18 protein-coding genes are annotated in these 18,274 nt (G+C 59.9%); 5 read left to right on the top strand and 13 right to left on the bottom strand.

Annotation, left to right across the window (positions count from 1 at the left end):
• Positions 1–154 precede the first annotated feature (154 nt).
• A complete protein-coding gene (locus ABD903_RS04270; protein ID WP_345221708.1) occupies positions 155–643 on the top strand; it encodes an ankyrin repeat domain-containing protein in 489 nt (162 codons plus the stop codon).
• A gap of 160 nt (positions 644–803) precedes the next feature.
• On the opposite strand, the gene ABD903_RS04265 is transcribed toward ABD903_RS04270, so the two are convergent.
• Positions 804–1,091, bottom strand: a complete 288-nt coding sequence (locus tag ABD903_RS04265) for a hypothetical protein (protein WP_345221707.1) — start codon at positions 1,089–1,091, stop codon at positions 804–806.
• A 284-nt stretch (positions 1,092–1,375) separates the two neighbouring features.
• Between ABD903_RS04265 and ABD903_RS04260 the strand changes: the two genes are divergently transcribed.
• Positions 1,376–1,792: a DoxX family protein gene (locus ABD903_RS04260; RefSeq protein WP_345221705.1), complete on the top strand. Its 417-nt coding sequence runs from the start codon at positions 1,376–1,378 to the stop codon at positions 1,790–1,792.
• A gap of 189 nt (positions 1,793–1,981) precedes the next feature.
• Here ABD903_RS04260 and ABD903_RS04255 read toward each other — a convergent pair whose 3' ends face one another.
• Together ABD903_RS04255 and ABD903_RS04250 are read right to left on the bottom strand one after the other, a co-directional pair.
• A complete protein-coding gene (locus ABD903_RS04255; RefSeq protein ID WP_345221703.1) occupies positions 1,982–2,944 on the bottom strand; it encodes a hypothetical protein in 963 nt (320 codons plus the stop codon).
• A 315-nt stretch (positions 2,945–3,259) separates the two neighbouring features.
• Positions 3,260–3,706, bottom strand: coding sequence for a hypothetical protein (locus ABD903_RS04250; protein ID WP_345221701.1), 447 nt, complete (start codon positions 3,704–3,706; stop codon positions 3,260–3,262).
• A gap of 133 nt (positions 3,707–3,839) precedes the next feature.
• Here ABD903_RS04250 and ABD903_RS04245 point away from each other — a divergent pair, with 133 nt between their 5' ends.
• Positions 3,840–4,319: a putative immunity protein gene (locus tag ABD903_RS04245; RefSeq protein ID WP_345221699.1), complete on the top strand. Its 480-nt coding sequence runs from the start codon at positions 3,840–3,842 to the stop codon at positions 4,317–4,319.
• A gap of 84 nt (positions 4,320–4,403) precedes the next feature.
• Here the strand turns inward: ABD903_RS04245 and ABD903_RS04240 are convergent, their stop codons facing one another.
• Together ABD903_RS04240 and ABD903_RS04235 are read right to left on the bottom strand one after the other, a co-directional pair.
• Positions 4,404–5,369, bottom strand: coding sequence for a GAF domain-containing DNA-binding protein (locus tag ABD903_RS04240; RefSeq protein ID WP_345221698.1), 966 nt, complete (start codon positions 5,367–5,369; stop codon positions 4,404–4,406).
• Positions 5,370–5,659: 290 nt separating this feature from the next.
• On the bottom strand, positions 5,660–5,998 hold the full coding sequence (locus tag ABD903_RS04235) for a winged helix-turn-helix transcriptional regulator (protein WP_345221696.1): 339 nt from the start codon (positions 5,996–5,998) through the stop codon (positions 5,660–5,662).
• A 142-nt stretch (positions 5,999–6,140) separates the two neighbouring features.
• On the opposite strand from ABD903_RS04235, the gene ABD903_RS04230 reads away from it, so the two are divergent.
• Positions 6,141–6,914: an MBL fold metallo-hydrolase gene (locus ABD903_RS04230; RefSeq protein WP_345221694.1), complete on the top strand. Its 774-nt coding sequence runs from the start codon at positions 6,141–6,143 to the stop codon at positions 6,912–6,914.
• Between the two features lie 221 nt (positions 6,915–7,135).
• Here ABD903_RS04230 and ABD903_RS04225 read toward each other — a convergent pair whose 3' ends face one another.
• The 8 genes from ABD903_RS04225 to ABD903_RS04190 all read right to left on the bottom strand — a co-directional run bounded on the left by ABD903_RS04225 (position 7,136) and on the right by ABD903_RS04190 (position 16,800).
• Complete coding sequence (locus ABD903_RS04225; RefSeq protein WP_345221692.1) at positions 7,136–7,609, bottom strand: hypothetical protein; 474 nt, start codon at positions 7,607–7,609, stop codon at positions 7,136–7,138.
• Positions 7,610–7,655: 46 nt separating this feature from the next.
• On the bottom strand, positions 7,656–8,057 hold the full coding sequence (locus ABD903_RS04220; RefSeq protein WP_345221691.1) for a hypothetical protein: 402 nt from the start codon (positions 8,055–8,057) through the stop codon (positions 7,656–7,658).
• Positions 8,058–8,202: 145 nt separating this feature from the next.
• Positions 8,203–9,696, bottom strand: a complete 1,494-nt coding sequence (locus ABD903_RS04215; protein WP_345221689.1) for an alpha/beta hydrolase — start codon at positions 9,694–9,696, stop codon at positions 8,203–8,205.
• Between the two features lie 172 nt (positions 9,697–9,868).
• The gene (locus ABD903_RS04210) at positions 9,869–10,573 is read right to left on the bottom strand and encodes a hypothetical protein (protein ID WP_345221687.1); all 705 of its coding nucleotides are present in this window, start codon (positions 10,571–10,573) and stop codon (positions 9,869–9,871) included.
• Positions 10,574–10,989: 416 nt separating this feature from the next.
• Positions 10,990–11,529, bottom strand: a complete 540-nt coding sequence (locus ABD903_RS04205; RefSeq protein WP_345221685.1) for a hypothetical protein — start codon at positions 11,527–11,529, stop codon at positions 10,990–10,992.
• Between the two features lie 309 nt (positions 11,530–11,838).
• Positions 11,839–12,447, bottom strand: coding sequence for a hypothetical protein (locus ABD903_RS04200; RefSeq protein WP_345221683.1), 609 nt, complete (start codon positions 12,445–12,447; stop codon positions 11,839–11,841).
• A gap of 117 nt (positions 12,448–12,564) precedes the next feature.
• The gene (scpA, locus tag ABD903_RS04195; RefSeq protein ID WP_345221681.1) at positions 12,565–14,817 is read right to left on the bottom strand and encodes a methylmalonyl-CoA mutase; all 2,253 of its coding nucleotides are present in this window, start codon (positions 14,815–14,817) and stop codon (positions 12,565–12,567) included.
• Positions 14,818–14,976: 159 nt separating this feature from the next.
• Positions 14,977–16,800: a methylmalonyl-CoA mutase family protein gene (locus tag ABD903_RS04190; RefSeq protein WP_345221680.1), complete on the bottom strand. Its 1,824-nt coding sequence runs from the start codon at positions 16,798–16,800 to the stop codon at positions 14,977–14,979.
• A 152-nt stretch (positions 16,801–16,952) separates the two neighbouring features.
• Between ABD903_RS04190 and ABD903_RS04185 the strand changes: the two genes are divergently transcribed.
• Complete coding sequence (locus tag ABD903_RS04185; protein WP_345221677.1) at positions 16,953–18,182, top strand: hypothetical protein; 1,230 nt, start codon at positions 16,953–16,955, stop codon at positions 18,180–18,182.
• Positions 18,183–18,274: the final 92 nt, after the last annotated feature.

The following is an 18,274-nucleotide window of genomic DNA, read 5'->3' as shown; positions in this document are numbered from 1 at the left end:
CCGCTCCTCGGTTGGTACAAACGCGTAAGCGGTACCGACTTGGGTGAAAGGCCAATGGCGCGGCGCGTTGGCGGTACACGAAACAATTCGATAGGTTTTGGGCTATAGCCTGTTCTTAAGCGTACTTTCTCCCACTTCACGTCTGTATAAATTCATGTCTTTCTCCTCCAGCCGCCCCGAAGATTTGCTGTTTGATGCCGCTCGCCAAGGCGATGTTGCTTACCTGCAGCAATTACTCAATGACGGGGCCGATGTGAACACCCAAAACGGCAAGGGCTTCACGCCGCTAATATTGACTGCTTACGATGGGCATCTGGAAGCCGCTAAGCTGCTGCTGGAAGCCGGCGCCGACCCCAACGTGCAGGACGTGAGCGGCAACACGGCCCTGATGGGTGTGAGTTTTAAGGGCTATCCTGAAATTGCCACACTACTCATTCAGCACGGGGCCGGCCTCGATTTGCAAAACGGCAACGGCGGCACGGCACTCATGTTTTCTGTGCTCTTCGGACGCCACAACATACTGCCGGTGCTGCTTCAGGCCGGCGCCGATGCCTCCATCCGCGACATGCGCGGGCTATCGGCCCGCGACCTGGCCCTGCAGCAAGGCAACGAGCCCGCCTTGCAGCTGCTGCCGGCTGAGTAAGGTTTGGCTCCACTTGTTTAGTATAATCCGGTGGCTTAAACCTCAGTGCTATCAAGTCAACGAAAGGCTTGCCCTTGCTTTGAGAGAATACTCAAAAAACGCCGACCCGTGCCACCACGGGTCGGCGTTTTAATTTTGGCAGGACAAGCCCCTTTCGGCTCTACGCCGGTAGCGGCTGCCACGGCTGGTCGGCTACGGCCGACGTATTCGTGGAGAGGTAGGAGTTGTAGGCTTCCTCGGCGCCTCTTTCGTTTAGCAATGGGCCACCTTCGGTGGGCAATACCAGCAGCGACGTGCCGGGTGCAAGTTGCAGAATAGCATGCAGCCGCTGCCGCAGCGTTTGCGGCGAGCCGCTGAATGCTTCCTGTATTTTTACCACCGTCAGGTGCTGGCCCTCGTGGTTGATGTGGGCGTACACGGCGGTGGGAATGGTGGTGTTAGGCTCCATAAAAGCTGATGGTAAAGTGCAGTAGTTACGTACGCACCCGTTGCAAAGGCGGCCTAGAGAATAGAGTTTTTGCTGACGTTTTAGGCGTTCCAGGGCCTGGGTATTCGGTATGGTATGAACCTGCTAAACCAAGGGAGAAATGGAGCAAGTAGGCTTTGCCAGGGGGCGTTAACAGCCGTAAAAGGGTTAACAGAACGGATTCAACTCATGGACATTTCGTACGTAACAAACACTTGGTATTCCGCCGCCTTCGCTCCGTAGCATCAGCCTAAACGCACCCAGCCATGAACAGTTCTTTGTCGCGGTATGCACCGTATGTGTACGCCCTCTTTCGCATTGTGGTCGGCTTGCTGTTTGCCATGCACGGCAGCCAGAAACTGTTGGGCTTTCCCGGCGACAAACCGCCGGTAGAGCTGGCCTCGCAAATGGGGGTGGCGGGCATTGTTGAGCTGGTAGGCGGGCTGTTGGTAGCTGTGGGGCTGTTCACGCGCGTAGCCGCTTTTCTGGCCAGCGGGCAAATGGCCGTGGCCTTTTTCATGGCGCACGCACCGCAGCACCCGCTGCCACTGCTGAACGGTGGCGAGCCGGCGGTGCTGTTCTGCTTCGCCTTCCTGTACATTTTCTTTCACGGTCCTGGGCCTTGGGCCGTGGATAACCTGCTGCACCGTAGCACGGGACCGGTAGCAGCAAGGGCCACGTAAATAACATTGGCTCGATACAGTGGCGGGGCGTGCGAGCTTTGTGTGGTTTCATCCGTTACTGCAGCCTTCCAGATGAGGGTTTTAGCCTCACGGTTGAGTGGCAGCAAGGCCAGCTGGTTGACCAGTTTTCTAGCAGTACCCTATTCGTTTTTTCCCTTTGTTTATCAGGATGCGGAAACGGGTCAGGGTTTAAAGGTGAGCCTTGAAGAAAGCCAGCAAGTCGTTAAACACGACCATATCGGTGCCGTGGCCGATGTGTGAGTAGGTTTTAAAGGTCGCCTTAGCCTGCTCTTGGGTATATACCTGCTGGCAGAATGCCCAGCGGTCCGGCTGCATCTTCTCGCCCAGATACCGGTAAATCAGCTGGCGCTCTGCGTTGTCGTAGGCATCGTCGAAGGGCGCCGCGTCGTTGTCGTCGAGGGCGCCCATGTACAGGAACTGCGGCACGGCGCGGTAAGCGCGGGCGTTAAACCGGGTGCCGGTAAGCTGCTTGAAGTCGGCGGTGCCCAGCGGGTAGGGCAGGGCCGCGCCCTGCACTTTTGCTACCGGTAGCATCAGCAGGCCGTTCAGGCCGCCGCCGGCTACGGCCCGCACGCGCTCGGGGTGCAGCAGGGTGAAGCGGTTGGCGAAGGTACCCGAGGCGGAAAACCCGTTCAGTAACACCTGCGGTTGCAGCGCAATACCCAATGGCTGCAACTGCGTGCGGGCATCCTCGATCATGCGCAGCAGTTGGAGGTCCAGGCGCTTGAGGGTGCCACCGGCGTGCATTACATCTTTGTCGAGGGCGTGGGTGTAGGTATTGCCCTGCTCGGCCGGGCGGGGGAAGGCCGGTACCAGCAGCGGAACACCCAGGTTCTTGGCCAAATGGCGGCCCAGGGCGCCGCCTGGCCCGGCAGCCATGATTCGGGCCGCGCGCTCGTGTACGGCCAGGGTGTCGTTGAGCTTGCCGGTATTATTGGTCTCTACCAACAAGTAAAGCGGCTGTTGCCGAGGCGCTTTCTTGGGCACCATCAGAAAGTACGCGTAGTGAAACCCCTTGGCCGGGTTGGCTTCTACGCGCAGTACGGTATCGGTGGGGGCGGGCACGGCTGCCAGGGTTGGCAGCTGCAGGAAGAAAAGCCCAGCCAGCAGGCTTACGATGAAGATTCTCATGGCTCTAGGTTGCCGAATGTGGTAGGGCAAACCTAGCGGATCGTGGGGGTTTATTGATGCTATGAAGCCTCACATAATGATGTTAGTGGCCTGATTTTGAGGTGGGAGCAAAGTTGTCTGCGTTGTTGAGCTACACTTCCTGACGCTGCCCGCTCGTGGGCCCAGCCGAGCTGTGCCTCCACCAAATTATGCTTCCGTTCAGTCCCTCAACCCTAAGTGCCACCAAGGCTTTCAAAGGACCAGTTGGGCGCTGACTTACCGAGGACGGTGTCGTTCCGATGAATGGCTAAACATAGCCAGCCGCTGACAAGGTGATTAGCCAATGCCGGCTACGTCAAGCCCCGTTAAATCTGCCACGGATAGCGGCATTTGCGTGCGAAGCAGCAGCGTGGCAACCCGCCCAGGCAATTCGGCCAGCATCAGCGGCTGTGCGGGGCGGGCCACCAAGTGGTATTGTGTATCCCGGTGCTTGTTCAGCCGCGTTTTATCGAAGGAAAACAAGCCGCGGCGGGCGTAACGCACGGCGCCCTCGGCGCTGCGGCCACTCTGAACCGCATTTGGTTCCACTTGTACCTGCGCGGCAGCCGTGGTTTCGGGAAGCGTCAGGAAATACTGGTGGAGTTGCAACAAGTCTTCCTCCGAAGCCGCCACCGATTCGGGCAGCACGCCGCCTCCGGAAGCGACGTGTACCACGTGGCCGTCGTTATCCACGGCAAACCAGTCGATATCGGAGTCTTGCTGTTCCAGGCCGTCGATGCGCATACTAACAGGGAAGTGGGTTATCAAGGGCCAAAACTACCGAAACAGCCCGGAAGCACGTGCCGCGGTATTTCCTCGCGGCGGTAGCTCACGTTACCAAAGGCAGAGGCAAACCGCAGCCGATTAACTTGACACCATGAGCAGCTCCGCCAGAAAGCATTTTGCCAATCTTGCTTCCGAAGTACACCACGTCCTGGCTTTGTGGGCGGCGGCCTGTGCCGAGCACACCTTGCATCTGTTCGAAGACCAATATCCGGAGGACCCGCGCCCTCGGCTGGCCCTGGTAGCCCTGCGCGCCTGGGTGCGCGGCGAGCAAACAATGACGCAGTGCCGCACCGCCGCGTTTGCCGCGCATGCTGCTGCCCGGGTCGCCACAAATCCTGCAGCGGTGGCGGCGGCCCGGGCCGCGGGCCAGGCAGCTGCTACGGCCCACACGTACGCTCATGCTCCGCATGCCGCCGCGTATGCTGCTAAAGCTGCCGCACAAGCGGTAGCGCCGGTGCAGGGCGCTGCCACCCGCGAAAATGAGCGAGCATGGCAGCGCCGGCAGTTGCCGGGGGATTTGCACGCCATTGGTTTTCCGCGAAAAACTAGCCCATCTGCCGAGGCACGGTAGCCGCTTCTTCTCTTCGGTCGCGCTGGCAGTTTCGGCCGCCGCCACGGTTCCGGGGCGTAAATGGTCTGATGGGGCGGGGGCCGATTAAACCACGTTCAGCCGGCTCATGAGGTCGGCTTTATAGGAACTGCCGATGAGCACCAGAGCTTTCCGGTTCGTGTCCACGGTCAGCGCGTCGCCCGCAATGGCAATGATGCTGTCGATGTTCACAATGTACTTGCGGTGTACGCGCACGAAGTCCCGCACCGGTAGGCGCTGGAGCAGCTCCTTCATGGTGGTGTACACCGTGTAGCGCCCCGAGCCGGCGTAAATATTAACGTAGTCGCCGAGGGCTTCGATGTAGGAAATATCGGCGGTGTTCAGGCGTACGAGCTTGTTGTTTTGCTTTACAAACAGTTCCTGCAGGCTGCTGGCTACGCCGCTTTCGGCATTGTCGTTAATGAGGCGCAGCAGGTCGTCCAGGTCTTGCTGGCCCCGCTCAAGCTCCACGCGTGCCTGGCGTAGCTCCAGGTTCAGCACGGCTTCCCGCGCCAGAGTACGCAGGGCGTCGCGCTGTTCATGCGTCAGGCGGTGGGGTTTGAAATCGAAGGCGCAAATAGAGCCGATCTTGTGGCCATCGGCGGTGATGATGGGGGCGCTGGCGTAAAAGCGCACGTTGGGCGTGTTGGCCACAAAGGGGTTGTCGCGGAAGCGGACGTCCAGCGTAACGTCTTCTATTTCGACCAGGTCTTCTTCCAGTAAAATGTGCTGGCAGAAGGTTATTTCCTGTGGAATGCTGCTGGGCAGGTTATAGCCCACCATGGCTTTGAAGAACTGCCGGTCCTGCTCCAGAAAAGTAACCAGCGACACCGGCGTTTCGCAGATGTAACCGGCAAGCTTGGCCAGGTTATCGAAAGCAGCTTCGGGTTCGGTGTCCAGGATCTGGTACGCCCGTAGCGCAGTCAGCCGGTCTTGGTCGCTGAGGGCGCGAATCAGCCGGGCGGCGTAGGATGGGGGCAGTTCCTGCAGCGGTTTTGTGGAGGTAGCAGACGCTCGGTCGGCAGACGTCATAATTCGGCGGTATGGGGAGAAACCGAGGCCACAGCAGGTGACACCTCAGCCTGCAACGGTCCGGTAGTATGCCGCTGCTGCCATAAAGCTACTCCCGAAGCCCCCGCATGTGCCAGCACGGCAGCAAAAAATACTGCGAGGGTACCATAACACGCATTGCTTATTTCACTTAGCCCGTGCTGTTGTATGGCTGAAAAGGCGGGGAAGGGGCAGCAAAACAGGCCTATTGCTTCCAGGCCAGTCGTAAATACAGTTTCTGTAAAACCCCCACCACTTGGCAACGGGCGCTTTCAGGATATCTGTACCACCCCCTGAACGTACATCATGGCCCATTGGTCGAGGCGGTGCAGGATGGGTGCCAGCGCGGCGCCTTTGGGGGTGAGTTGGTAAGTAACTTCGGGTGGAAAGTTGTTGTGCACAGTGCGCTCCACCAAACCCGCGTTTTCCAGCTGGCGCAGCTGCTCCAGCAGCACCTTTTTCGATACCCGGGGAATGGCGCGCCACAGCTCCGTAAAACGGATAGCGCCCGACGACAGATGAAAGAAGATAATTGGCTTCCATTTGCCCGAAATCAGGTCGAGGGCCACTTTGGTGGCGCACTGCTCAACATCACGATAGGTATGACGCATGCGTGGTGAACGAAAAGGTGACTGGGTAACCCGCCAGTAACCTTCTTGGGCCAGCAGGGTTGCAGGTATAACCTTTGACCTACCGGGCATGGGTACGCAACGTTAACTGCTCGGCCCAAGGTACCATACAACCCATTCCCTCATGCAAGTTCAACTCCTTCGTCACGCCACGCTGCTGGTGAAAATGGCCGGCAAAACCCTGCTCGTCGACCCCATGCTGGCCCCGCGCAGCGCCGACGAGCCCGTGCCCATGTCGGCTAACGTGGTGCGCATTCCGCTGGTCGACCTCCCGTTTCCGGCTGAGGAGCTACCGCAGCTGCTGGCCGGCGTAGATGCCGTGCTGCTTACCCACACCCACCGCGACCATTGGGACGCCGTAGCCCAGCAAATGCTGCCCAAGCACCTGCCCATTTTGTGCCAGCCCGCCGACATCGACACCCTGCGCGGCCAGGGCTTCACGCAGGTGCTGCCCGTGGAGCCGCAGCTCGATTGGGAAGGCATTCGCATCAGCCGTACCGGCGGCCAGCACGGCACCGGCGAAATCGGGCAGATGATGGGCACCGTTTCGGGCTTTGTGCTGGAAGCTGAGCAGCAGCGCCTCTACATTGCCGGCGACACCATTTGGTGCGACGAAGTAACCCAGGCCCTCGACCAGCACCGCCCCACGGCTATTGTGCTGAACGCCGGCGGTGCCCAGTTCCTGCAAGGCGACCCCATCGTGATGACGGCGGCCGAGGTAGCGAAAGTGGCCCGTTACGCCCCGCATGCCGCCGTGTACGCCGTGCACCTGGAAACCGTGAACCACAGCCAGGAAGACCGCGCCGCCACCAAAGCCTACTTAACCCAGCAGGGCCTAAGCAACCAGGTTCACGTGCCCGCCGACGGCGAATGGCTGCCGCTGCCCCAGTCTCACTAGCCCACCAAGTAGCGCCAAGTTTCGGGGAACGTTCTTCGCTTGAGGTAAAAGCCATATGCACCTGCCTACCACAGCTGAAAGGAGCCGGGCGTAACGCCCGGCTTTTTCTGTTTTCCGTGTTTCCAGCTAGGCTGCGTCTACCCCTTATGCTGCAAGTAACCCCCCCGTACTAGTCCGTGCTTCTCAGGGCACTGGGAAAGCAGACGCGCAATAAGACTGCGCTACACCAGAGCGTCCGGTTGGAAGTCAGTTACCACATCGTGGAGCAGAAAGAAGCTGAGTTCGTCTATGAATTGCTGCGTTCTGAAGTTTGGATACTTCTTCTGGCCACGAGCAATGAGCTGAAACGAGGAAATCAACTCAGCAAGCAGCAGGCGAAGCACTTGGTTCGGTGACGCTTGGCAAACCTCTTCGTAAGGCAGCTCTATGTCGTAGGTAAGAATATTCTCGCCTGTATAGGGCGAAATCAGGCCCTTGGAAGTACGCTTGCCGCGCAAAAATCTGGGCCGTTTGACAGGGTAAGAAGCCGCACGCCCAGGGGCTAAGCACAGCGCGCCTACGCACACCTGCTGCAAATCGGCCCCATACTCCTTGTCCGCCAAAAACGCATTGAGCGCCTCATTTACATAGCTGTCTATGCCGAAGAGCCTAAAGCTGGATTCTGTGTCGGTATAGGTTACGATGTTGCATTTCATGCTCACAAGGTGTAAAGGCAGGACGGAATGTGAAGCGGCAATAATGCTAGGCGCTTGCAGCGCTGGCCGCTTTTAATTCGACAACGGCTAGGGTAACGATGACCACGCACTCGGCGGCGAAATACAGCCAGCCCAAAGCCATTATCCGATGGTGCCAGTATACCATCAGCCCAATGGTAACACCGCAATACAGCAGGTTAAGGGATGCAATTATGCGCAGGCAAAGCCGCCAGTTGCGCGGGGCGGATAACGCACACGATACGGAATAAATAAAAAAGAGGAGCGCCACGAGGGACAGAAAGTACAGCGCCTTTTGGGGCATGCCGAAGACACTTTCGAACCGCACCAGCACCCCGCCCAGCAGTACCGCCGACAGCAGCGCCCCCAACCCATCCAACAGGAAAAGCTTTCGGGGCGGAATAGAAGTTAGTGGTGGTTGAAACGGCATGGCATCGGTGTAAGAGCTGGGTTACGAACAGAGCCAGGGGGCAAGCGCAAGGCACAACACACCGGCGCGGATTCATAAACCGGCTGGCTGCCTGGGTGGCACAGCAAACAGTGAACCGAGGCCTGCGGTGTGCGCTTCGGCCGGTTTAGTAGCCCAAGCCCTGCAGGAAAGCGTTGCGGCGCTCGGCAACCTGCTTGCCGAAGCGCGGGTCGAACCAGATGAAGTGCCCGGCGCCCGGCAAGGTCACCAGCTCGATGCGGTTGCCGGCCCCGGCCGCGGCCTGACGAAAGGCCTCGGCGGTGGCCACGGGCACGTTGCCGTCCTGGGTGCCGTGTAGCAGCAGCATGGGCGGCAAGCCCGGGCGCACCAGGTGTACCGGCGAGATGCTGCGAACCTGGGCTTTATCCTTAAGGTCTTTGCCGATCCAGGAGTTGCCGGTAGTAGTAAGGTCATACACACCGGCGTTGGCCACCACGGCATTGGGGTGCGGACTCCAGCGCAGGTCATCGGTGGGCTCGTCGTGGCCGGTAGCCAGGGCCGTGGCCACCGCCAGGTGCCCGCCGGCCGAGTTGCCCGTGGCCACGATGCGGGCCGTGTCGAGGCCCAGCTCCGTGGCGTGTTGGCGCAGCCAGCGCATGGCCGAGCGCGCGTCGCGCACGGCGGCAAACGGGAGGGTGTTGTGCCGGTCCACGGTGCGGTATTCCACGGCGCAGGCCACCCAGCCGCGCTTGGCAAAGTCTTCGCAGACTCCGAAAAACCAATCCGGCTTACCCTCCGACCAACTGCCGCCGTGGAAAAACACGATGGCGGGCCGCGCTTTTTCGGCGCCGCTCGGGGCCGCCCCAAACAGGTGCAGGTCCAGGCTTTGCGCCCCCACGGTTTTGTAGCTGCGCACCATATGGCCGCGCCGGCCGGCCAGCTCCTGCTCGTACAGCCGGTTGATCTTGCCCCGGTAAGCCGTGTCCTGGCAGCTGGCGTTAAAGCTTCCGACCATGTCGGCCACGTTTTTCACGCCGTGGTTATCGAGGTGGTTGTACAGGTATTCCTGCTGCCAGAACTCGCGGCACTGCCGGTTTTGGATCAGTTGCGGCAGCAGCTGCCAGGTAGCCTGCAGCCACTGGTTGTCCTGGCGGGCGTAGGCGGGCTTGCGCAGCTCCCGCTTCACCTGCAGCCGCAAATACGAGCGGAAGTACTCCTTGAAGTCGTTGTTGGTGAGTAGCTCCGGGCGGTCGAAGTCGGCCTGGTTGCGGCGCAGGCGGCGCGTTACGGCTGCGGGTAGGGTCGCTTTCTGGCCGGTGTAGGTGTGGTGAACATCGGGGTAATCAAGCAGCAGGCGGTCGAAGTAAAAGCGGTTTTCGGTGCGCTGCTCCTCCACAAAACGGGCCTCCAGCTGCGGGGCGTACCGGCCGAGCAAGCCATCGAATACCTGCCGGGCCGAATCCATCTTGGTCACGAACGCGGCCGGCGCCAGGGCATACAGGCCGCTGTACCGCGGGTAGAAGTAGGCGCCGAAAACCTTGCCGGTGCTCTTCTGCTCGGCCAGGTAGTGCTCTTTGGGGCCGGGCGCTTCCACCCCCGACTGGGCCTGTGCCCCGCTCACCACCAACCCCAAACCAAGCAGTATCGTACCTCTGTTCATAACCAATTGGCGTTGCTGAAGGGTAAAAGAATATCCGGTCGCTAATATACAAAGCCCCCCTAACCGCTGCTGGTCGCCGATCCTCCCTCACCGGAGGAACCACCCCGGGCCCAAAACAAAACCGGCCCGCCGGGAGGGCGGGCCGGTTAGGCTGCTTTGCACTGTGGCCTGCTTACACCGTGGCCGTGCCGCTCTTCTTGGCTGCCCGGGCCGCCGCATCCCCATCGGAGAGGCGGTAGAGGCTGCGCCGGGTGGCATCGGCCACAAATAGCACCTTGGCGGCGCTGCTCACCTGCTGGCCGAAACCGTAGGCCGCGTTTTGCAGCGCCAGGTAGCCGCCAGAGGCTTCCTTGTTCTCGCCTTTTTTCACCTCCTGGGTGGTATTGGTGCTGGTAAGCTGGCTGCTGAGGGCCTGCAGGGCCAGGCGCTTGGTAGCCGGGTAGCCCTTGGCCGCCAGCGCCGCCTCGTCGCGCTCCGCCGATTTCACCGCCACGTCCAGCAGCGCGCGCATCTGCTCGTGGCTGGTGCGGGCCTTCTCGTAGAGCTTCTTGCCATACTGCTCCAGCCGGCCGGGGTTCTTGGGGAAGGCCTGCCCCACGTAGTAGTACAGCTGCTGCACCTGCTGGCGGGCCTGCTCCATTACGTCGTTCACCTCGGCGGTTTCTTCTTTTAGCTCGCCCACGCGCACGGTGCCCGGCGTGGCCTGATCGGCGGCGTCCAGGGCGGCCAGCCAGGCGGTGGCAAAGGCCGCGTTCAGGTCGGGGTTAAAGGCGCCGAACGCGGCGGCATCGGTAACAAAATGCCCGTGCATGGTGCGCATGCGCTGGCGCATGTCGGCATCGGACTCGGAATACACGCGTACTTCTGACTTACTCATACTGCTTGATATAAAGGGTTTAAACTGTTCTAAGAATACTTGATTTCTCTAATACTTCCAACTATTCCGAACGCGGCTTCCGCCGTTCCGAATCGTCTTTACGAGCACGTAAACACCCTTCGGAACGGCGGAAGCCGCGTTCGGAAGGGCGTAAACAGGATTCGGAGGGGCGGAAAGACCGTTCGGAACGGCGTAAATGCCATTTGGAGCGGCGTAAAGGGCCTTCGGAGCGGCGGAAGAACCCGTAGGAGCTGGGGAAGCGTTGAAGCGGGTTGGGTCTTAACGAAACCAGCCCGCCGTTGGGCGGGCTGGTGGGAGGGGTTGTGCTGTTGCGAGGCGCAGCCTCGCCCAAAGGTTAGCACGAGCTACAAGCTCGCGCTAGTTGGGGCGATTGAAACCACTTCCTACACGACAAATTAGAACTGCAACGATTGCAGCAGTTGGTAGTCCGCTTCATGGCGAGGGCTGCCTACTTTAGCTTTATCCATAAGCAGATCATCGTAACGGTTGTCCTCTTCCAGCGCTTTGAGTCCATCCTGAATGGTATGGAAGTGCCCGAAAAAGAAGTCACAATACTGGACGACATCGGGAGCCATACGAAGTAATTGTTCCTTATTCCATTCCTGAGTAGGGAAGATCGGGAAAGAGGCTCTTTTAGCAGAACCTGCTTGGAAGACCCCTATGAACATGCAACGCCAGGCGTGAGGGAAATTTTTCTGTGATATGTCCTTACGGGGATGCGTGCCGACAGCAATACTATAGAAGTTGCCATCCTCTGAACGCACAAATTGCATTACGTCCACAAAAAATTCACGGTGACGATACATGATGTAACCAGGATTCTTGAATCCCATTTTAGTCATCTCCTGGCCGATAGTTGCCGCAATAATGGAGCGCATCTGCCTCCATTTGATTCTATCATCAAACCCGAATCTTAAAAAGCCAGAAATCGACATAGACGTAAAGAAAACAAACCATTTAGTTGATGCACCCACCCCTCGCTGCCCGGGCTGCTTAAGCGACTGAGGAAGCAGAAAGGGAGGAACTAAGCCGGCCCGCTGGGGTGGCGGGCCGGGCTGAATGTTGTTCGTGTTGTGAGGAGCATCCTCGTTAAAAGACTGACTCGAACTATAAGCTTGCGCGAGACAGAGGACTTAGGAAGCCGCAAAGAAATTGACCTGTTAAAATAGCGAGCCAAGCTGATTGGTCATTTTGCTGCGAGGCGCAGCCTCGCACGAAGGCAGATGCCAGCTATAAAATTCGCGCTATGAGCCCACAACCACAGGCAAGCGGGTGGCGGAAATGTTGGCTCCGGTGACCCCAGCGTCCGTAAATGCCGCGTGCAGCCGCTCGGAGATGCACAGGTAGCTGGGCGGCACGATAAAAAAATCGAGGCTACGGTCGAACGCGTTGCTCAGGACAATTTTTTCGGGGAAATCCAAATAGGTTTTAAGGTAATCTTTGTAGGCTTCTGCATCGGCGACGGCGTGGTATTGCTTGTTGCCGAACAAGTCGTTACCGGATTTAAAGATGGACTTCTGGTAGTCTATCATGTCGTAGCTTAAGCTGTCCATCACAGCCAGCTGGTAGCCCCCAAAATCCCCCGACGGTTCTTCCGCTGCTACGCCGAACGTGCGCACGATGGTGGTGTTGAAGCGGCGCAGGATATCGGCGACTCTAGGGCTCATCAGAAACTCACAACGGTATAAATAAGGCCCGAAAGAAACAAAGTCCGTGACCTTAGCCCTCTTTAGTTGCTTGACGCACCTTATCTGCAAAGTGTCTAGCTCTTTGCTTTCGATGATCTGTTTCAGGTCGTACTGCACCGCCCGGAAAGCGCGCAGAAAGGTCTGGTCGCAGAACTCGACTTGCATGATGCCGTTGCTGACTCCAATTACCTTCGGATCGGAAGCTCTAAGAAAAGTGACGTATTGCATTGCTGTATTACAAGCCTAAGTCTTTGTAGAGCTGGTTCATTCTTTAATACATGCTCACTCGACAACATTCCCCAGCTTCTGCAAAATCTCCTGTGCGGCCACGGCAATGACGGTACCCGGCCCGTAGATGCCGGTTACGCCGGCGTCGTAGAGGAACTGGTAGTCCTGGGCGGGGATAACGCCGCCGGCAATAACGAGGATGTCTTCGCGGCCGAGCTTGGCCAGCTCCTCGATGAGCTGGGGCACCAGGGTTTTGTGGCCGGCGGCCAACGACGAGACGCCCACCACGTGCACGTCGTTTTCGGCGGCCTGGCGGGCCACTTCCTCGGGCGTCTGGAACAGGGGGGCAATGTCCACGTCGAAGCCCACGTCGGCGAAGGAGGTGGCAATAACTTTGGCGCCGCGGTCGTGGCCGTCCTGGCCCATTTTGGCCACCATCATGCGGGGGCGGCGGCCTTCCTTCTGGCTGAACTCGTCGGCCAGCTGGCGGGCCTTGGAAAACTCCTGGTCGTAGTCCATTTCGGCAGAGTACACCCCCGACACGGTGCGGATGGTGGCCTGGTGGCGGCCGTACACTTTTTCGAGGGCGTCGGAAATTTCACCCAGCGTGGCGCGCAGGCGAGCTGCCTCCACGGCCAGGGCGAGGAGGTTGTCAACCCCGCCCCCGGCCCCTCCCCCGTAGGGAGGGGTGCCAGACGCGAGCTGCTGCTGTGTTTGCGGGTCGGTAGGCTCCCCCTCTCCACGGGAGAGGGGGCTGGGGGGTGAGGTTCTACGGGCCGCTTCCGTCAGGGCCTCTAGCGCTTTTTGCACGGCCTCGTTGTCGCGCTCGGCCTTGATTTTGTTGAGGCGCGCAATCTGCGAGTCGCGCACGGCGGCGTTGTCGATGTCCAGGATTTCAATTTTGGCTTCCCGGGCCTGCTGCTCGTCGGTGAGGCGGTAGCGGTTCACGCCCACAATCACCTCCTTGCCCGAGTCGATGCGGGCCTGCTTGCGGGCCGCGGCTTCTTCGATGCGCAGCTTGGGCAGCCCAGTTTCAATGGCCTTGGCCATGCCGCCTAGCTCCTCCACTTCCTGAATGAGCGCCCAAGCCTTGTCGGCCAGCTCGTGGGTGAGGGTTTCCACGTAGTAGGAGCCGCCCCAGGGGTCCACCACGCGGGTAATGTCGGTTTCGTGCTGCAGGTACAACTGGGTGTTGCGGGCAATGCGGGCCGAAAAGTCGGTGGGCAGGGCAATGGCCTCGTCGAGGGCGTTGGTGTGCAGACTCTGAGTGCCGCCAAGGGCGGCGGCCAGGGCCTCCACGCAGGTGCGCGTTACGTTATTGAACGGGTCCTGCTCGGTGAGCGAATAGCCTGAGGTTTGGCAGTGCGTGCGCAAAGCCAACGACTTCGGATTCTCGGCCCCGAACTGCTTGATGAGCTTGGCCCACAGCAGGCGGCCGGCGCGCATCTTGGCAATTTCCATGAAGTGGTTCATGCCAATGGCCCAGAAAAAGGACAGGCGCGGCGCAAACTGGTCGATGGTCATGCCCGCTTTCAGGCCGGCGCGCACATACTCCACGCCGTCGGCTAGGGTGTAGGCCAGCTCCAGGTCGGCGGTGGCGCCGGCCTCCTGCATGTGGTAGCCCGAGATGCTGATGGAGTTGAACTTGGGCATCTTCTGCGCCGTGTAAGCGAAGATGTCGGCAATGATGCGCATGCTCGGCTCGGGTGGGTAGATGTAGGTGTTACGCACCATGAACTCCTTCAGAATGTCGTTCTGAATGGTGCCCGCCAGCTTATCGGGCGTTACGCCTTGCTCCTCGGCCGCCACAATGTAGAAGGCCATAACCGGCAGCACGGCCCCGTTCATGGTCATGGAAACCGACATCTGGTCCAGCGGAATCTGGTCGAAGAGAATCTTCATGTCCTCCACCGAGTCGATGGCCACGCCGGCCTTGCCCACGTCGCCCACCACGCGCGGGTGGTCGGAGTCGTAGCCGCGGTGCGTGGCCAAATCAAACGCTACCGACAAGCCCTTCTGCCCGCCTGCCAGGTTGCGGCGGTAAAAGGCGTTTGAAGCCTCGGCCGTGGAGAAGCCCGCGTACTGCCGAATGGTCCAGGGGTTCTGTACGTACATGGTGCTGTACGGCCCGCGCAAATACGGCGCCTGCCCCGCGCCAAAGCCGAGGTGGTCCAAACGAGCCACGTCGTGGGCCGTGTAGTGGCCTTTTAGCTCAATGCCCTCGGGCGTGGAGTTGGTAGCGGGCTTGGCCGGCAGCGAAGCCAGCGGCGCCGCGTCGTAAGGAATATGGGCGAAGTCGGGTTTCATCGGGGAGAGTTGGCTGCTGCCGCAGAAAAGCGGTTTGCTTCGTAATCCTGAGCAATGCGAAGGACCTTGTCACGTGGTGAGGCTACTCGTTCTGGAGTAATAAGGTCCTTCGCGTTGCTCAGGATGACGTTCTGTTTTAGGGCTACTGTTTAGATTCTGTTACCGTCCTTGCAAGCGGGCCAGCACGTCGTCGGTGCTGTGGCCGTGCACGGTAAACTCGCGGAAGCCGAAGTGACGCACGGCGTCCTGCATGGTGGCCAGGTCGGCGGTCATGAGCAGGGGAGGCTCCAGGTTGGCGTCCTGCAGCTCGCCATCGGCCGATTCAGCTTCGCCGGTGCTGGCCACGAAGCTGGCAAATGCCCGCAGCTGGTCTTCGTTGGCCCACATCAGCGTGGCCGCGTCGGGGGTGGAGAATAGCAGCGACAGGGTGCCCTCGGGTGGTAAATCGGCGGACAGCGGGCGTTCGGCTTCAGGAATCAGCCGCAGGTAGAGGTCGTGAATCAGCCCAATGGTGTCGCGGCCCAGCAGTACCACGGCCGCTTTTTTCTTCTTCTGTTCGCGCCGAATGAAGTGCAGCGCTGTGGCCAGCCGCAGCACCTCGGTAGGGTAGGCGGCGCGGGTGGTATCGAAATGGCGGCTGCGCAACAGGGCCTTGGGGTCGTAGTCGAACTGCTCCTGCGCGTTCTGGAAGCGGTTGGTACCCACAATCACCTGCTGGCCGTTGGCAATGCGGTGGAACTTCTCCATGGCCACGTGGCGCAGCTCGTCGAGCATGTGGCCGCGGTTAACCAAAATGCCGCCCGCCGCTTCAATGCGCTGAAACATGGCCCAGGCCTCGCGGGCCAGCTGGTCGGTAAGGGTTTCGAGGTAGTAGGAGCCAGCGGCCGGGTCGGTTACGCGGTCGAGGTAGGCTTCTTCGCGTAAAATCACCGGCACGTTGCGGGCAATGCGGGCCGAAAAGTCGTTCGGCCCCGCGTAGAGGCTGTCGAAGGGCGTTACGGAAACCGAGTCGGCGCCGCCCAACACGGCGCTCATCGCCTCGGTGGTTACGCGCAGCAGGTTGGTGTGCGGGTCCAGCGTGGTTTGCGTCCACGACGACGTGGTGGCATGAACGCGCAGGTGCGCGGCCACTTCGGGCGGCAGGCCGTAGGCGTGCAGCAGGGTAGCCCACAACCGGCGTATGGCCCGCAGCTTGGCTATTTCCATGAAATAGCTGGTGCCTACGGCCAGGCACACCTGCAGCGAGGAAGCCACTTCCAGCAAATCGGTTTTGTGGTCGGGCAGGTTGTAAAGAAACGACGAGGCCGTGCTTAGGGTGTAGGCCAGCTCCTGCGTAGCCGAGGCGCCGCGGTTGTTGAAAAAGACCCCGTTCACGGCCAGGGCCAGAAAGCCCGGAAGGTGGCGGGTTAGCTGAACACAGCGGCGCAGGGCATTGGTTTGTTGGGCGTAGTCGTCGGCGGAGCTGTGCTGGCCGGGGGCGTAGCGCAGAAAGCCGCGCAGCTCCGCGTTCGGGGCCGCTTCCAGCAGCCGCTGCAGCCACGCGTCGGGCGTTTGGCTGATGGTAAAGCCCACCGTGGCGGTATTCAGCGGCAGGCGAGCCGCCAGGTAGCGCAGGTCGAAGTGGGCGGCATCGGCCAGGTCGAAGTGCACACCGTCGGCCCCGCGTTGCAACGCGTCGGCAGCATGGTCGATCTGGGCGTGGCCGTCGGCGTGGGCCGGAACCGATAGGGTAGGGATGTTCAGCCAGGAATTAGGGGCGTGGCCGGCATGGCTGCGAACCTGCGGCGCGGGCGTTGTGCCCAGCGCGGTTAGAGCTTCGCGGTGGTAAAAAGGCTCCACCGGAAAGCCCTCGGGCGTTTGCCACACCAGGGCCGCCGGATCGGCGCCCTTCAGGTCGCGCCGGATGCGTTCCTGCCAGGCGGCCGTGGTAAGCGGCTCGAACTCAGCAAACGATACGGGAGTGGAACGGGGAGTATCGGCCATAAAGCAGCGAAAAAAGCTAGAAAGAGGCTTGTGAGGGCGGCTAAAGATACTGGTTCGGGTTCAGATAAAGCCGTAGCCGGGGCCGGCACATTATTCCCGCCAAAAGCAGAAGCGGCGCTTACCTTTGTCTTTGATTTATATCCAACTCTGGTATGAAAACACCTTTATTACTTGTTGCTCTACTGTTCGTGAGCGGCGTAAGTCTCGCACAATCTGAGTTCCGACCGGGTTACATTGTGCCGCTAACCGGCGACACCCTGCGCGGCGAAGTAGACTTTCGTGGTGCGCAGCGCAACAGTACCGTAGCACGTTTTCGGGCAACGGCTACAGCCACCCCCGAAAGCTTTCAGCCGGATCGGCTGCGGGGCTACGGCTTCCGCAACGGCAAGGTTTATGAAGCCCAAACCCTGACGCCACCCAACGGCACTGCCGCCCGCTACTTTGCGGAAGTGCTGGAACAGGGCAAAATGTCGTTGTATTACCTCACCGATGCCAAGGGCAAGGAGCTATACTACGTCGCCGTGCAGGGACAGGAACCAGTGCTGCTGGAAAAACGAACCGAGAAGGTGGTGCTCGAAGCCGGAACCACCTCGGAACGCAAAGTGATGCAGGAAAATAACCTGTACCGGGCTACCCTCGCCTCTCTCATGACCGACTGCCCAGCCGTACGCGTGGGCCTAATCCGCTTGTCGTATGCCGAAAGCAAGTTGCGCGAAACAGTGCGCAGCTACAATGCGTGCGTTGGTAGTTCGCCGGCGCCGAGAGCTGTTCAATCGGGGAAGCAGCGCGTGGTCTTTGGGCTAACGGCAGGAGTGAACAAAAGCAGCCTTACATACAGCTCTTCCACTACCACCGACGAGAAGGACGACTACACCAGCCCCATCTTCGGCCTTACTTTAAGCAAAAACCTAAGCCGCCAAAACGACAGGATAAGCGGGCAGGCTGCGCTGCTGCACGAACACGTAAAGTTTACTACGCCACGGCGCCCTAACAGCTTTTGGTCGACTCCAAGCCGCTCGATATATGATGCCTCGTACCTGCGCTTGCCCATTAGTGTGCGGTATACCTTCCCAACCGGTGCGGTGCGGCCCTTCGTGCAAATCGGCTTCACGAATGCGTATGCCTACAAGCTTAAGAACCAAGAGCAGGTACAACTGGGGGGACCGGATAATTACGGCCCGCTGCAAACCGGGGAGAATGTACAAAGGCGGTATGAGCAGGCGCTTAATGGTGGCCTGGGCCTGAAAACCGAGCGGATTGACAAGCGCGACGTTTCGCTGCTGCTGCAGGTAGAGCGCGGCAACGGCTTCTCGGAAGCAACAGGTGTTAGAACCAGGCTGGTTCGCGTGCACGGGCTGCTGCTGTTCGACATCACCAAGTAACCTACGCCGACCAACCGGCTTACCGAGAGGTTGTGTACTAGTGGGTGGTTCACTAAGGTGGTTCGAACTGCTCGGTTATGTGGGCCGCCGCA

Source organism: Hymenobacter koreensis, from assembly GCF_039541855.1.
Lineage (GTDB): Bacteria > Bacteroidota > Bacteroidia > Cytophagales > Hymenobacteraceae > Solirubrum > Solirubrum koreensis.
This window is presented reverse-complemented; position numbering and strand designations above follow the sequence as displayed.

What these genes read in the sequence shown, in the direction of transcription:
- ABD903_RS04255 (WP_345221703.1), bottom strand. Translation starts at nt 2,944, where the DNA reads ATGAGAATCTTCATCGTAAGCCTGCTGGCTGGGCTTTTCTTCCTGCAG.
- ABD903_RS04190 (WP_345221680.1), bottom strand. Translation starts at nt 16,800, where the DNA reads ATGGCCGATACTCCCCGTTCCACTCCCGTATCGTTTGCTGAGTTCGAG.
- scpA (WP_345221681.1), bottom strand. Translation starts at nt 14,817, where the DNA reads ATGAAACCCGACTTCGCCCATATTCCTTACGACGCGGCGCCGCTGGCT.
- ABD903_RS04265 (WP_345221707.1), bottom strand. Translation starts at nt 1,091, where the DNA reads ATGGAGCCTAACACCACCATTCCCACCGCCGTGTACGCCCACATCAAC.
- ABD903_RS04270 (WP_345221708.1), top strand. Translation starts at nt 155, where the DNA reads ATGTCTTTCTCCTCCAGCCGCCCCGAAGATTTGCTGTTTGATGCCGCT.
- ABD903_RS04240 (WP_345221698.1), bottom strand. Translation starts at nt 5,369, where the DNA reads ATGACGTCTGCCGACCGAGCGTCTGCTACCTCCACAAAACCGCTGCAG.
- ABD903_RS04230 (WP_345221694.1), top strand. Translation starts at nt 6,141, where the DNA reads ATGCAAGTTCAACTCCTTCGTCACGCCACGCTGCTGGTGAAAATGGCC.
- ABD903_RS04245 (WP_345221699.1), top strand. Translation starts at nt 3,840, where the DNA reads ATGAGCAGCTCCGCCAGAAAGCATTTTGCCAATCTTGCTTCCGAAGTA.
- ABD903_RS04215 (WP_345221689.1), bottom strand. Translation starts at nt 9,696, where the DNA reads ATGAACAGAGGTACGATACTGCTTGGTTTGGGGTTGGTGGTGAGCGGG.
- ABD903_RS04220 (WP_345221691.1), bottom strand. Translation starts at nt 8,057, where the DNA reads ATGCCGTTTCAACCACCACTAACTTCTATTCCGCCCCGAAAGCTTTTC.
- ABD903_RS04260 (WP_345221705.1), top strand. Translation starts at nt 1,376, where the DNA reads ATGAACAGTTCTTTGTCGCGGTATGCACCGTATGTGTACGCCCTCTTT.
- ABD903_RS04200 (WP_345221683.1), bottom strand. Translation starts at nt 12,447, where the DNA reads ATGCAAGTCGAGTTCTGCGACCAGACCTTTCTGCGCGCTTTCCGGGCG.
- ABD903_RS04225 (WP_345221692.1), bottom strand. Translation starts at nt 7,609, where the DNA reads ATGAAATGCAACATCGTAACCTATACCGACACAGAATCCAGCTTTAGG.
- ABD903_RS04250 (WP_345221701.1), bottom strand. Translation starts at nt 3,706, where the DNA reads ATGCGCATCGACGGCCTGGAACAGCAAGACTCCGATATCGACTGGTTT.
- ABD903_RS04235 (WP_345221696.1), bottom strand. Translation starts at nt 5,998, where the DNA reads ATGCGTCATACCTATCGTGATGTTGAGCAGTGCGCCACCAAAGTGGCC.
- ABD903_RS04205 (WP_345221685.1), bottom strand. Translation starts at nt 11,529, where the DNA reads ATGTCGATTTCTGGCTTTTTAAGATTCGGGTTTGATGATAGAATCAAA.
- ABD903_RS04210 (WP_345221687.1), bottom strand. Translation starts at nt 10,573, where the DNA reads ATGAGTAAGTCAGAAGTACGCGTGTATTCCGAGTCCGATGCCGACATG.
- ABD903_RS04185 (WP_345221677.1), top strand. Translation starts at nt 16,953, where the DNA reads ATGAAAACACCTTTATTACTTGTTGCTCTACTGTTCGTGAGCGGCGTA.